10 protein-coding genes and 2 tRNA genes are annotated in these 14,294 nt (G+C 43.9%); 7 read left to right on the top strand and 5 right to left on the bottom strand.

Annotation, left to right across the window (positions count from 1 at the left end; all coding sequences use genetic code 11):
- Positions 1 to 382: 382 nt before the first annotated feature.
- The gene (locus AB4329_RS05240) at positions 383 to 1,021 is read left to right on the top strand and encodes a YchE family NAAT transporter (RefSeq protein ID WP_017061184.1); all 639 of its coding nucleotides are present in this window, start codon (positions 383 to 385) and stop codon (positions 1,019 to 1,021) included.
- 149 nt (positions 1,022 to 1,170) lie between these two features.
- Positions 1,171 to 2,013: an ion transporter gene (locus AB4329_RS05235; RefSeq protein WP_029235134.1), complete on the top strand. Its 843-nt coding sequence runs from the start codon at positions 1,171 to 1,173 to the stop codon at positions 2,011 to 2,013.
- 152 nt (positions 2,014 to 2,165) lie between these two features.
- Here AB4329_RS05235 and asd read toward each other — a convergent pair whose 3' ends face one another.
- The gene (asd, locus tag AB4329_RS05230; RefSeq protein ID WP_372137777.1) at positions 2,166 to 3,284 is read right to left on the bottom strand and encodes an aspartate-semialdehyde dehydrogenase; all 1,119 of its coding nucleotides are present in this window, start codon (positions 3,282 to 3,284) and stop codon (positions 2,166 to 2,168) included.
- 500 nt (positions 3,285 to 3,784) lie between these two features.
- On the opposite strand from asd, the gene nhaC reads away from it, so the two are divergent.
- Positions 3,785 to 5,221, top strand: coding sequence for a Na+/H+ antiporter NhaC (gene nhaC, locus AB4329_RS05225; RefSeq protein ID WP_017063453.1), 1,437 nt, complete (start codon positions 3,785 to 3,787; stop codon positions 5,219 to 5,221).
- Positions 5,222 to 5,325: 104 nt separating this feature from the next.
- On the opposite strand, the gene AB4329_RS05220 is transcribed toward nhaC, so the two are convergent.
- The 3 genes from AB4329_RS05220 to yejK all read right to left on the bottom strand — a co-directional run bounded on the left by AB4329_RS05220 (position 5,326) and on the right by yejK (position 9,094).
- Positions 5,326 to 6,504 carry a hypothetical protein gene (locus AB4329_RS05220; protein ID WP_017061188.1) on the bottom strand — a complete coding sequence of 393 codons (1,179 nt, stop codon included), beginning with the start codon at positions 6,502 to 6,504 and terminating at the stop codon, positions 5,326 to 5,328.
- 76 nt (positions 6,505 to 6,580) lie between these two features.
- Positions 6,581 to 7,984 (bottom strand): Hpt domain-containing protein, encoded by a 1,404-nt coding sequence (locus AB4329_RS05215; RefSeq protein WP_372137775.1) that lies wholly within the window; start codon positions 7,982 to 7,984, stop codon positions 6,581 to 6,583.
- 105 nt (positions 7,985 to 8,089) lie between these two features.
- A complete protein-coding gene (gene yejK / locus AB4329_RS05210; protein WP_017061190.1) occupies positions 8,090 to 9,094 on the bottom strand; it encodes a nucleoid-associated protein YejK in 1,005 nt (334 codons plus the stop codon).
- 84 nt (positions 9,095 to 9,178) lie between these two features.
- Between yejK and AB4329_RS05205 the strand changes: the two genes are divergently transcribed.
- The 4 genes from AB4329_RS05205 to AB4329_RS05190 all read left to right on the top strand — a co-directional run bounded on the left by AB4329_RS05205 (position 9,179) and on the right by AB4329_RS05190 (position 11,981).
- The gene (locus AB4329_RS05205) at positions 9,179 to 9,406 is read left to right on the top strand and encodes a YejL family protein (protein ID WP_004734063.1); all 228 of its coding nucleotides are present in this window, start codon (positions 9,179 to 9,181) and stop codon (positions 9,404 to 9,406) included.
- A gap of 28 nt (positions 9,407 to 9,434) precedes the next feature.
- Positions 9,435 to 11,243, top strand: coding sequence for a DUF3413 domain-containing protein (locus tag AB4329_RS05200; RefSeq protein WP_017063450.1), 1,809 nt, complete (start codon positions 9,435 to 9,437; stop codon positions 11,241 to 11,243).
- 138 nt (positions 11,244 to 11,381) lie between these two features.
- Positions 11,382 to 11,472 (top strand) — tRNA-Ser (locus AB4329_RS05195).
- 418 nt (positions 11,473 to 11,890) lie between these two features.
- Positions 11,891 to 11,981, top strand: a tRNA-Ser gene (locus AB4329_RS05190).
- A gap of 75 nt (positions 11,982 to 12,056) precedes the next feature.
- Here AB4329_RS05190 and AB4329_RS05185 read toward each other — a convergent pair.
- Positions 12,057 to 14,183 carry a methyl-accepting chemotaxis protein gene (locus AB4329_RS05185; RefSeq protein WP_372137773.1) on the bottom strand — a complete coding sequence of 709 codons (2,127 nt, stop codon included), beginning with the start codon at positions 14,181 to 14,183 and terminating at the stop codon, positions 12,057 to 12,059.
- Positions 14,184 to 14,294 lie beyond the last annotated feature (111 nt).

The following is a 14,294-nucleotide window of genomic DNA, read 5'->3' as shown; positions in this document are numbered from 1 at the left end:
ACAGACAACTTTTTTCTACATAGCGTAATAAACTGTAAAAAAGTTTCATTTTTAGTCCGTTAAATTACATGTATACAGCTATATTCGTGCTACTGAGAGTATATCCATAGCGTTGTACGGGCTAGATTCTGACATAATTTTTATTAATTTCGTGCGTCGGTTAACAGTTACTCAATAATAAATTACAAAATGAAACACTACCAGCTAGCTTGCAACAGGCTTAAAACAAAAGTGAGATTCAATTAGTTTTTCTAAAAAGAATCACCCATTTCAAGTTAGTTTTTTTCATTCGCGTAAATTGAGTTTGTCCCTTACATTACGCGCCTAAACTATTCACAGATCAACCCTTCAACCTTAAGTACGCTAACTGGAGATCGCTCTCATGCAAGGCTTAGAACTCGCAATTTTTATGCAATTCTTCCTTGGGCTTGTTGCTGCCGTAAACCCAATCGGCATCATGCCTGTTTTTGTTTCTCTTACTGCTCATATGCCGCCAGAAGAGAGGAACAGGACAGCCTTACAAGCAAATATTGCTGTTGCCGTGATCTTGATTATGTCACTTGTTGCCGGGCAAATGCTTCTTGATATGTTTAGCATCTCGTTGGATTCATTCCGCGTTGCTGGTGGCTTACTGTTATTGAGCATCGCATTTTCGATGATGAGCGGTAAGCTCGGTGAAGATAAGCAGAACAAACAAGAGAAGTCTGAATACATCAGCAAAGAGCAGATCGGCGTTGTTCCACTTGCTATGCCGCTAATGGCAGGCCCAGGTGCAATCAGCTCGACCATTGTTTATGGTTCTCGCTACCCTGCTGCTATTGATACGGTCGGCATCGGCATTAGCATCATCGCATTCGCAACGTGCTCTTGGCTTTTGTTCCGTTCAGCGCCGGTTATCGTTCGCTTTTTAGGTCAAACGGGTATCAACGTGATCACTCGTATCATGGGTCTGATTCTTGGCGCATTGGGCATCGAGTTCATCGCCAATGGCCTACGTAATCTGTTCCCAGGCTTGGCATAACGTTTAACAACATTTCGGTTGCTCTATAAAGGGCAACAATATTGAAATATAGATGAGGCGAGTAAAGCAATTGGGCTTTCACTCGCCTCGTTATTATGAAGCTTGTATAATGACTGTTAATGCATTTAACAGAAGACGAACCTCTCCTTATGTCACGCAAGCCACTCAAGCATCATTTGTACGTCATTATCTTTGGTACTCACACGCCAGCCGGACGTGCATTTGATATAACTCTGATCGTTGCAATCTTGGCTTCGCTGTTGGTTCTGATCTTAGAATCCATCCCTAATGTGATGACCGAATGGTCACAACAGCTGCGTTATATCGAATACACCTTCACTGCACTCTTCACTCTTGAGTATTTGTTAAGGCTCTATTGCTCCCCAAAGCCAAAATCTTACGCCACCAGTTTTTATGGTGTCGTTGACCTATTGGCGATTCTTCCGACCTACCTAGCAATCATCTTCCCAGGCGCTTCATTTATGGGTGTGGTGAGACTGCTGCGTGTGATGCGTATCTTCCGAATTCTAAAGCTGGTTCGCTACCTGCAAGATTCCAATATTCTGTTGCGCTCACTATTAATGGCACGACGAAAGATACTGATCTTCTTTAGCACCGTCGGCATCTTGGTGGTTATCTTTGGCGCCTTGATCTTTGTTATTGAAGGTCCTGACAATGGCTTCACCAGTATTCCTCACAGTATCTATTGGGCCATCGTGACTATCACTACGGTAGGTTATGGTGACATGGTGCCGCAGACCGCGCTTGGTAAAGCCATAGCATCACTGACCATGCTATTGGGTTACTCTATCTTAGCAGTGCCAACCGGGATCATTACTGCAGAACTCAGTAATGAGATGAACTCGCACAAAGAATTGGTTAAGTGCCCGAACTGTAACCGAGCGGGTCATGATTCAGACGCCATGTATTGCAAGCACTGTGCTAGCGAATTAGCGGATCCAGACAAGCGTGTCGTCACCGACGAGAAATAAAAGCAGACACGAGATTCGAGTAGCGAGATGCGAAGAGATTTAAGGGCAGTTTCGAGGGCCGAATAACGAGGTAGCAATAAACTAAAAAGGGTTGACGTTTGTCGTCAACCCTTTCGGTTTATCAGCTAATAGAATTTAAGCAATCTTGCCTATTACGATTTCTCAGCAAGGATAATGCGCAGAGTACGACGTAGTGGTTCTGCAGCACCCCAAAGTAGTTGGTCACCAACCGTGAAGGCGTTTAGGAAGTCGTTACCCATCGACATCTTACGCAGACGACCGACAGGTACAGACATTGTGCCTGTTACTTTCGCTGGTGTTAGCTCCTGTGCCGTGATGTCGCGGTCATTAGGAATCACTTTAACCCAATCATTGTGCGTTGCGATGATCTCTTCGATCTCGTCCATTGGCACGTCTTGCTTAAGCTTGATCGTTAGTGCTTGAGCGTGACAACGCATTGCACCGATTCGTACACAAGTACCATCAATTGGGATTGGCTGACCATCTAGACCAAGAATCTTGTTCGCTTCAACACCGGCTTTCCACTCTTCTTTACTCTGACCGTTTTCACGCTTCACATCGATCCAAGGAATCAGTGAGCCTGCAAGCGGAGCACCAAATTGGTTTGTTGGGAATGAAGATGAACGAATCGTATCAGCCACTTTCTTATCGATATCAAGAATTGAGCTTGAAGGGTTTGCTAACTCAGAACTTACGCTGTCGTTGATCACACCCATTTGTGAGATCAGCTCACGCATGTTCTTAGCACCCGCACCAGAAGCTGCTTGGTAAGTCATGGCACTCATCCACTCAACCATGCCTTTCTCGTACAGACCACCTAGAGCCATAAGCATTAAGCTCACAGTACAGTTACCGCCAACGAACGTGTTGGTGCCGCTGTGAATGCCTTGCTGGATTTGAGCCAAGTTAACAGGATCAAGAGTGATGATTGAATCAGCATCCATACGCAGAGTAGATGCTGCATCAATCCAGTAACCTTTCCAACCTGCTTGACGCAGTGCTGGGTATACTTTTGATGTGTAATCGCCGCCTTGACAGGTAATCACAGCATCAAGCTGTTTTAGGCTATCAATATCAAAAGCGTCTTGAAGTAGACCCGCATCTTTACCACCTAAAACAGGGGCAGGAATACCAATCTGAGATGTGCTGTAATAAACAGGCTCAATCAAGTCGAAGTCTTTCTCTTCAACCATACGTTGCATCAGTACAGAACCAACCATACCGCGCCAACCAACTAGACCTACTCTCATCGCTCACTCTCCATGTATAAATTAAAAATTGCTCTCCCCCATCTATAAGTTTTTCAGAAACAGAACTCAAGTGCTTTTTGTCAAAAAGTGTAACTTTTTCGTTTCTTTTAAGTGAACGTAATGAATCGTGCAGTTATCTCTGTATCGACATTCCATCTCCACCTCATTGATTAAGCGTCCATTATCGTCAAATTCAAACATTCACATCGCCAAAGTCGATTCAATCGACGCTCATCACAAACAGTAAATCCCTCTTTTAAACCAAGGTTAATCAGAGTTTTATTTTACAAAACGAAAACAACGTGCGACAGATTTCAACATGTAACAATCATGAATGTAACAAAAATTTAGATTATGAAACCACAATTGATTGAGTTAACAGTCAAATATCACAACTTGGGCGTATTTTTTCGATATAATAAACTAATTACTGTAGTGTCCGTTTTGCACCACACACTATAACGAAGCACTATAAATGCTCGAAATCACAAGAGGCTTTTATGAAGCAGAGTAAAACTCGCCTACCGAACCTATTGCAGGTATTCATCGCGTTAGGACTATTTCTATCCCTTGCTTTTTCCTTTACTGCAAAGCTTGACCTTCCAATTCAACTTGCCTTGTATATTGGCTGGTTCATTATCATGGTTCTTGGTATTCGTCTTGGACACCAATACAAAGACTTAGAAAAAGCAGCACTCAAAGGAATATCCAATGGCTTAGGCGCGGTTTTAATACTTTTAGCCGTTGGCGCTCTTGTTGGTACTTGGATCTCAGGCGGGATCGTACCTACTATCATTTACTATGGTCTGAAAGCTATCCACCCTTCTATCTTCCTTTTAGCGACCATGATCATCTGTTCTCTAACTGCATTGGCGACCGGTACTTCTTGGGGTGCTGCGGGTACAGCAGGTATCGCGATGATGGGTATCGGCCAAGGCCTAGGTGTTCCAGCACCGATTACTGCAGGTGCCGTGCTGTCAGGCTGTTACTTCGGTGACAAGATGTCTCCTCTTTCTGATTCAGTGATTCTGGCTTCTTCAATGTCTGGGGTTGAAGTGGTTGAACACATCAAGGGCATGCTTCCAGTTGCGTTAATCAGCTACGTGATTACAGGCATCATGTTTACTGCGTTTGGTTTCCACTACGCGGGCAACGTTGACATGAGCCAAGTAGACTCTGTAATCAAAGCAATGGAAGTTCAGTTCTACATCACGCCTTACTCATTCGTTCCGGTACTTATCGTGCTTGGTCTGTTGGCTTTCCGTATGCCTTCATTCCCGGTCATCAGTTTTGGTTCTCTGCTGGGTATTATCTGGGCAGTCATGATCCAAGATATCGACTTCCTAACGGCATTCAACACGGCTTGGGCACCGTTCTCAATCTCATCTGGCGTAGAGTTTATTGATTCGATTCTTAACCGTGGCGGCATGTCTTCAATGCTGGGTTCAGTGGCGGTTATCGTATTTGGTCTAGGTTTTGGTGGCTTACTGGATAAAGTGGGCGTACTAGAGACAATCGCTAAGGTGTTTGAGCGCCGCGTAAACAGCGCAGGTTCACTAGCGACGAGCACAATTGGTACGGCTTTCATGGGTAACGTATTCGGTTCTGCAATGTACGTATCGTTAATCCTTACACCAAAAATCTGTGCGAAAAACTACGACCGTTTAGGCTACAAGCGTAAGAACCTATCTCGTAATGCTGAGTTTGGTGGCACGCTAACGTCGGGTATGGTTCCCTGGAGTGATAACGGTATCTACATGGCGAGTATTCTTGGTGTTGCGACGCTGTCTTACGCACCCTTCATGTGGTTAAGCTTCATCTGTATCATCGTGACTATCGTGACATCTTACATGGGTTGGTTCGTTGATAAGTGTGAACCAACAGCACCAGCGTTTGAAGCTGAAGAAGCAACAGAGTTAAGCAAGCAACAAGCTTAAGTTCAGGAGCTAACGCTTTCGAACGTAACTCAAAACGTTAATGAATAAATGCAAAAAGAGCGCCCTAGAGCGCTCTTTTTTGATCTGCTGATTTACTTATTTATCTATTTATTGGCGGTTCGTTTACCCAACCAGTAACCGATGCCTAACGGTGCAAAGAACACTACTAAGATAAACAGGATGAAGTAGATAATCACACCTTTGATTAACTCCATTAGCTTATCAATCGCCAGTACCACCACCTCTTGAGAGACGCGATCAAGGTCTTGCGTGAACAGTTCTCTTTCTGAAGTCACAATGCCGGCAATCTCGATGCGCTCTTTCGCAATCATCTCTACTAGAGCTTCTCTCTCACGTGTCACCATTTTTTCTAATGCCACACGTTCATCACTCAGCATCGCTAATTTTTGGTCGGTTTTATCACTGAGGTCGTTGAGCAATGGTTGCATTTCTGTCGACATAATAGAAGCCAGTGTTTGCATGTACTCCGGATTGTTCTCAATGAAGTCTTGCATGCTTGCTGATGTTTGACGAAGGCTTTCCAGCGTCATCGATAGGTCTTCACCCGTTAGTGAGCTATTCAATGCAACCAACTCCGCCTTCCACGACATCAGTTTTGGTGTCTGGTCAGCCATAAGGCTTAAACGATCAGATGCGTCACTCATTGCTTCTGGCATGGTGCCTAAACTCTGGACGATTTGCGATTCGTCTTTACCAAGGTAATTTAGCCATTCACGGTAAGCAGGTGTGCTTCTGAATGTGAGGTCTTTAAATGGGTGGCTAGCAGAAAACTGCGCAACGAACGCTTTGCTGTTTTTGAAATCACTCGAGCTCAATACACCCTTTGCCAGCTTCTCGGCTTCTTGATCAAGAAAACGAGCGGTCTCTACTGCATCATCCGTCGCGAACAGATCCGCGCCGTCGCCTTGGCTATAAAACTGATTCATTTGGGCAGTGAAAACCCACGAGTCAATTAACGCAGACATAGGGGAAGTTTGGTAAGCCGCTTGTTGTAATCCCTGCTCTGCATGGATCTTCCAAAGCAACACATAAGATTGATGTAAAGTGTCATCAGCAGGATAAAATTGCGCGATTAAATCAGCCGAGTCTTCTACTCGTGTAAAAAACATCTTGGCGTATTCACGCGTCATGAGCCGAGCATTTAACTCTTGTTGAGTGAGAGGCGTCGTTTGACTATCTAACTTAACTTCTAAGAGAGAACAACCACTTAGCACAATGCTAAGCACCAACACCATCCAACTTCGACTCGAAACTCGTAACATATAAACCTCTGACAAAGACTAAGGGCGCTGATTGTATGAGCGCTTCGTCAGAGTATTGTCAAAAATCCTGTAAAAGTTAACGCTGACTGTCTAAATATTCATGAGCAGAATCCACAGAGGCTTTTATAGCCTGCTCTAGTTCAGCTAAATCATGTTCACTGATCGCACTGGACTGCTTCATTGTCATTTCAATGGTTGCGGCAATGATGGCTAACCGAGACGCTTTAATACTGCCAGCCACGCCTTTTAAGCTATGTACAATGCGAGCCGCGGAGGTTTCATCTTTGGTCAACAAAGACTTAAACTTCTCGTAGTCACCTGCGTGGTCTTGTACAAACACACCAAGCAAGAGTTCGACAGACTCAGCATCACCATCGAGCGTTTCTAACATGTCTTCGATATCAATCGCAGGCTTTGAATCTGTGACACTGGCAACGTGTTTCTCTACTACTGGCGCCTGTTCAGGGACTTGCTGAATAGAGTATTGCGGTACAACGGGTTGGCTTGTAACGTTAACGCTCTGCGGAGGTTGAGAGTCGGAAGACTGGCGCGTTGGCCTGTTCTCGGATACATAAGCGTCAATATCTGCTTGTTTCACTGCTGAGGAAACAACATCGCTATAAGAAGCGTCTTCCTTACTTGAATTAATTTCTAGTTCAGAGCTGAGTTCTTGGTCTGCTTCTTTCATCGTTTTTGTGGACCTAACGCCCCAAAACACTATCCCGCTCATCGCCACCAAGCTTAAGCCTAGCATCACCAACAATAGGTTGAATTGACGATCATGGAACTCAGCTTCGAGTTTTATGATCTGTTCATTTACTGAGTTTTTCTTAATCTTATCAACCAAATAGTTAAGCTGAGCGTAATCACTCAACAATGCTGACGCATCAGCCAGTAGTTGTTGGAGTGCATCTTGTTCTTCGTTTTCTAAGGAATAAGATTTTTCTAGAATGGAATCAAAGGCGCGATAAGTCGCTGACGAACTTTGATTTTCAGAATACATGGCTTCAAATACCACAACACCGAATTCGTTGAGGAGCGGTTTTAGCTGAGGGGAAAGCTCTTTATCAGCACGCAAGATCTTAATGTTATCAACGATGTCTTGAACTTGGCTTTCTATTGGAATGAACTCATCGAACTTTTCTAGGAACTGATCAGCTACGTACAACAGTTGGTTGACATCAGGACGAAACAAGGCGTGTTGGAAATCAGATTCAATCTGCAGTCGGATCGAATAAACCAACTGAGCATCGAGTGCGAGATCATTGATACGAGAGACTCGAAGCGGTTCTGAGAAATAAAGCGATTGCCTCAATTCGTTGACTCGAATACCGAGCTCTTCGATTTGAGCTAGAGAATTGGTGTAGGAACGGCTTAGATTAAGAAGAGCCAATGAAGGAAGTAACCACAGAGCCAAGAGCACAACCAAAAAGGTGGCTGGTTTTTTAAAGCGTTTGGGCTTTGCTACTGATTGTTCCATCTATATTCCTTGTGCGTGTTAACTTGAAGCCATGACCGTAGCTAAAAGATTAAGCACAAAATAAGCGACAACGTCCTGCTGCCGCTTTTATCCGTTAACTTCGGACTATGACTTATTGCGAGTCAGTTGGTCACGTAAGTTCGGTGGAGTGCCTTTAATCGTTAGCGTGTCTGTCTCCGGATCGTAAAAGATACGTTCGCCTAGAAGCAGACTATCAAAACTAACATTCAAACCGCCACCAGCACCAACAAATTTTGTTAGTTTACGCATAGTTGCGCGATCGGCTGGGAAGCTGTCTTCTAACTCGTAGCCTTGCTCACTAGTATAGTCAAAGAAGCTTGTGCCATCTGTGCTTGCTGGCAACTCACCAGAAAGTTCACGAACTTGTACTTCATCGCCCGCTTTAAGCTGCTCGTTACAGTAATCCGCAACCTGCTTTTTGTAGCTGATCGCTTCTTCTTTCTCTAATTTAGAGTCAGAAACGAAGTCTTCTACCGCTTGCATCAGTACTTGGTTCTGCTGTTTCGCATCCAAACCGACTTCAGCTTGTAAGAAATCTAAGAAGAAATCCGCGACTTTACGGCCAACACGTCCTTTAATATAAGTTAAGTAACGGTTTGACTCTTTATCAGTCTCATAAGTAGAAAGGTCTAGGCGAGCCGCGATATCCATTTTTGAGATATCAAGGTAGTCAGTCGCACTAATATCAAGCCCTTCAGTTACCTTTAGGCTTTGGTTTGAAGGCAATAAACCAATGAAAAGGTAATCTGTTGCAAGTGACTGATATTCAGCCATTACCAAGATACCTTCGTCAGCGAATGGGTACTTTGATAGTTCGTCTTTTAGACGTTGCGCACTCTTTTGAGAAAAATCGTAAAAGTTTGTCTCACCAGCACGAAGTTGATGCAACCACTGCTGGAATTCGCTGTCAGATTTGAAAGAACCAAACCCTTTGCCTGCTTTTGAATTAAAAACACGGTGAAGTTCAGCAACTAGGCTTTCAGATGAAGCATCGTTTTCTAGAGATTCAGCACGATAGTTAACAATCAGCTCATCCTGATCGTTCTTGCTCAGCTGGTGTAAAATTACGTTGGAAAGGTGAAGGCTCATAGTGAAAATATTACCGTTCAGGTTTCAGTTGTCGTGCATAGTAGGTTATCATAAGCCGCTTTTACTATCATTATTAGAGTCCTTATGCCGATTATATCTAAATACACAGATGATCAAGTTGAAAAAATCCTAGCTGAAGTAGGTGCTGTACTAACTAAGCACAAAGCTTCGCCAGAACTTTCACTGATGATCGCTGGAAATATCGCAACCAATGTCTTAAATCAGAATGTTGCTGCTTCACAACGCAAAGGAATTGCTGAAAAATTTGCCGAGGCTTTAATTTCTTCTCTTGAAGATAAAAAGTCTCACTAAATTTGATTGACGGATAAAAGAATTATAAATGGTAGACAGCGCAAACTCATATAGCGATCGTGTATCTCGACTGGTTGGTTGGGGTCACTGGTTTGCATTTTTCAACATCATTGCTGCGATGTTGATTGGTACTCGTTATATTACTCAATCTGCTTGGCCAGAAACCTTGCTAGGCCAATTCTATTTGGCTGCATCGTGGGTTGGTCATTTTGGTTTTTTAGTGTTCGCGCTCTATCTATTAGTGCTGTTCCCGCTCACTTTTATTCTTCCGTCGAGGAAGTTATTACGTTTGGTTGCCGTTATCTTCGCGACCATAGGTTTAACTGTCCTACTGATTGATACCCAAACGTATCAAAATATAAACCTCCACCTGACGCCTGTCGTGTGGGAGGTTTTATTCAGTGGAGAGGAATCTGCATTCACGTCTGATTTGCAGCACCTCTTCATTGTTATGCCATTTATCTTCTTACTACAGCTTGGTCTGTCTGAGTGGGTTTGGCGTAAGCAGCGTAAACTGTCTCATAAACACATTGGCCGTCCGATTACTGCCGTCTTCTTCTTGTGTTTCATCAGCAGCCACTTGACCTACATGTGGGCTGATGCGTACTTCTATAACCCAATTACTAGCCAGAAAGCGAACTTCCCACTGTCTTATCCAATGACAGCGAAAAGCTTTATGGAAAAACATGGCCTATTAGACCGTGAAGAGTACCTTGAGCGTTTAGAAGCGAACAAAGAGAACGTAAACCTAGTTAGCTACCCGCTAGAAAAAATTCAATACAACCGCCGCAGTGATGATCTTAATATCCTGATGGTGAGTGTGAACAACCTTCGCTCTGACGCACTTAATGCGACAGCTATGCCAAACAGCTATGCCTACGCACAACAGTCGATCAACTTCACCAACCACTACAGTTCAAGTAACGATATGTTTGGTATTTTCGGCTTGTTCTACGGCCTACCGAGCAGCTACGCAAGCAGCATTGAAGCTCAGGGGTCAAGCGCAGTATTGCTCGATGTTTTAGAGAATCACGATTACAAGTTCGCTGCTTTCAGTGGCGACAACTTTAGCGATGCACTTTACTCGGATATCATCTTCCGAGGCCGTGATGTGATGCCAGAGCAAGCAACTTATGATGACCAGAGTGCCATAAAAGCTTGGTCTAACTGGATTCAATCACCGCAAGCTAAACGCCCTTGGTTTAACTTTATTGAATTAACCACACTGGATAACTTCGCCAGCTACGATTCAAGTTCAGAGTCGGACTCTACGCTAACGACAGCAGAGCGTTTTGCAGCAGACTATCAAAAGTCGGCGACAGCGGCCGATGCTCAGCTAGCAACTATCTACGCTGAACTGGAACGCTTAGAGCTTGCCGATAACACGGTGGTTATCATTACCTCTAACCACGGTACTGAGTTTAACGAAACCAAAACCAACAGCTGGGGTGCAAACTCCAACTACAGTCGTTATCAGTTACAAGTACCACTGTTTATCAGCTGGCCTGGCAAGTCTGCTTCTGAATACACCCACCGTTCTAGTCATCTAGACGTGTCAGTAACACTGATGCAAGAGCTATTGGGTGTATCTTCGAACCCAACAGATTTCAGTAGTGGTCGCAGCCTGTTTAATGAACGTAACAGAAAGTGGATTCTCGCGGGCGACTCTCGTGAACTTGCTCTTGTTACTGACCAGCAAACAACGGTGTTGGATAAATTTGGTAACTACAAATTGTACGACCAAAATTACAAGCGCCTGAAAAACGTAAGCCCTCGCTTACCTGTGTTGATGCAAGGCCTGACAGAGCTACAGCGTTTCTACACAAAAAATGACTAAATAATCAGCAAACAGCAAAGGGAAGCCAATGGCTTCCCTTTTTTATTGCCGTGAATGATTAGAAAACAAGCAACAAAACAAAATTATGAAAATTAAGGGTTTACAAGATCCTCCACCCCTTATATTATTCACGCCACTGGAGGGATGGCTGAGTGGTCGAAAGCACCGGTCTTGAAAACCGGCAACCGTTAATAGCGGTTCTAGGGTTCAAATCCCTATCCCTCCACCACTTTAAAGAAAGCCGCTGAGAAATCAGCGGCTTTTTTGCATCTGAAGCTTTTTAAAATATAAAGCTCATCTAACAAAACTCTCTACAGTCCCAGTTTCAAACCCATTCACTTTATACCTAGTTTTAAATTCCGATCTCACCGTTCTAAACTAAAAGTTCATGCGCCTAAGCCACTCCCCTCATAACTTTACCTGCAAGCCAATTAGATACTTTCTTTTTTAATAGCACAGAAACACTTCACGTATAACAAAAGTTGGGAATACTTGGCTTATTGAATATTAGATTTTGTCGGCTTCTTAATAAACCGAACAATAAATAATCATTCAGAACAAAAACACCAAAAAGCGTTCATAAAAAAAGCAGTCAGTTAATAAGGGTATTTACAAGCGAAAGCCACCCTTATATTATACGCGCCATTGGAGGGATGGCTGAGTGGTCGAAAGCACCGGTCTTGAAAACCGGCAACCGTTAATAGCGGTTCTAGGGTTCAAATCCCTATCCCTCCACCACATTAAAGAAAGCCGCTGAGAAATCAGCGGCTTTTTTGTATCTGGCGTTTGCGTAAAGAACTTACGTATTTTCCACTACGCCACCTTTCGGCTCACTTCAAAACGCCCAATCAATTGGTCTAAACGGCTCAATGCATTGCCCATCAAGGACACTCGACGTGCGAGTTGCTTAGTAGACAGTTGTAAGTCAGATATTGAACGTTGGGCTTTATCTGCCGTTTGTCCATTTTTCTGACTGTTTTCATCTAAGTTAGACATCGTGGTAAAGAGGTCACTCACCGCTGATTGAATTTGCTCACTGCGAGCATTTGAGTCGACTGTTAAGTTTCCTTTACTCACATTCTCGACACCTCGCTCCATGGACTCAACAGCACTGCGAGACTTACTATGCAGCTCTTTCATTAGGTCACTAATATGGTTAGCAGCTTGTGAAGTTCGGTCAGCCAGAGTTCTTACTTCAGAAGCGACGACAGAGAACCCTCTCCCGTGTTCACCTGCTCTTGCCGACTCAATGGCGGCATTCAAGGCCAAAAGGTTAGTCTGCGCGGTAATGTCAGTAATGATATCTATAATGTCAGACACCTTAGTCATTTCATTATTCACCTCATTCACGCTATGCGCCGAGCTTTCTACGATATTGCGAACAATCTCCATGCCTTCGACGGACTGATTGTATTCCTTCTCCGCACTCAGAACGGCTTGTTTCATCACCGTGTCCATTTGCGTTGCTGAGACACTCGCATGAGTAATTTCGCTCTGTTGATACTGACTCAACTGAAGCATATTGCTTAACGCTTGTGATGCATCATCACTGGTTTGCTTCATCACGACACTGCGACGAAACATCGATTCCGAAACCTCTCTAACTTCGTGACTCGCATGGATCAACTCACTCACCGTGTTATCTAAATTGTCGATAAAACTATTAGTCCAACGCCCTAGGTTGCCAAGTTCATTATGACTGAATGTTGTGGGATCAAGCCTCCGACTTAAGTTGCCATCACCTTCGGCTAAGGTCTGCATTACCCCGGTCATTTCGTGAATCTTCTTCGCTAGTGGTTTGGCGCTAACTAAACGGAATAAGCCCAATGAGATCAACGCGCAAGCGAACATAATGCCACTCTGCATAAAAGGTGTGAGTGTATAAAGGTTGGCAAACAGTAATGGAATAAATAGAGGCAGTAGCATGCAGCTGATGAAGTGTTTAGATAAGGTATAACTTAGGCTTCGGTCTCTGTAGACCTCTTCTAAATCGGACTCACACATCATGCCAAAGGTATCTGGTGAACCATCCAATTGAAAGGTGATACCTTTACCAATAACCGGTATGTGGCGATAGTCGGAATACCCCGGATAACCTATAAACAGGTTACTGCCATTTTTAATGGTTTCTCTTACGCCTGGGTGAAGCTGATTAGTGGCTGGGTCTGTAAAGCGAATCTCAAATTCGGTGTGGTGCTGAATCTTAACCGTTCCCCAATCAGTATGAATCCCTTGCTTTAAGTTCTCTCCGTGTGAAAAGGTATTATCTTCAAAGCGAGAACGAGAGAGCGCAACCCCCGGCTGAGTATGAGGATCATGAATGGAGTCGACCATAAAGATATAGTTATCACCCGACTCGCTATAAATATGCCCCGCTTCTCTCTGAATAATGTCACCAATAACATCATTAGGAACACGACCACATAGGAATTGCTGGGCACCTTCATCCCGAGAAAAGGGGACATAAAACATCAGCGTCACTTGGTCATGAAACGATGAACTCGACGCCCCTACGTTCAACGTGCGTGGATCCATATACGGCCCATGAAGATAACGCTTTGAAGCTCCTTCAACTAAAGCCTTCTTGTCTCCAAGATTAACCCCTACATGTTCATGATAACTCGATGCTTGTGCGATCCCCTTAACATCAACGATCGCTAACTCAGAAAAATCCGTACTGCGTTTAAGAAGGCTAGCTAACGTCCCCTGTGCTTGCTCTTCCGTTCGACTTGCTAAATAAACCGCAGAGTCTTCTAAAAAATCCCATTGATTCTTGACCCAATTATGCAGAAGTTGAACTCGCGTGTGAGCAATGCTTTCAAAAGCTTGTTCAAGCTCTTCCGTCCTACTTCGATTGAGGAAACAAGCTCTGCGCATAGCCAGTTTTCCTGTTGCGCCAAACCAATTAAGCCAACTGCGTTCCTTGTCCGTCAGGTTCATTTTTATCCCTTGTGTTTTTATAGACACATGGGTAAAGCAATTTACAGACCACAATTAATCACACAAATACGTAACTAATTAATAAAAAAGTACTTTATATGAATCACAATG

Source organism: Vibrio sp. 10N.261.54.A5, from assembly GCF_041471145.1.
GTDB lineage: Bacteria > Pseudomonadota > Gammaproteobacteria > Enterobacterales > Vibrionaceae > Vibrio > Vibrio crassostreae_C.
The sequence above is the reverse complement of the archived record's forward strand: the minus strand, read 5'-3'. Positions and strand labels throughout refer to the sequence as shown.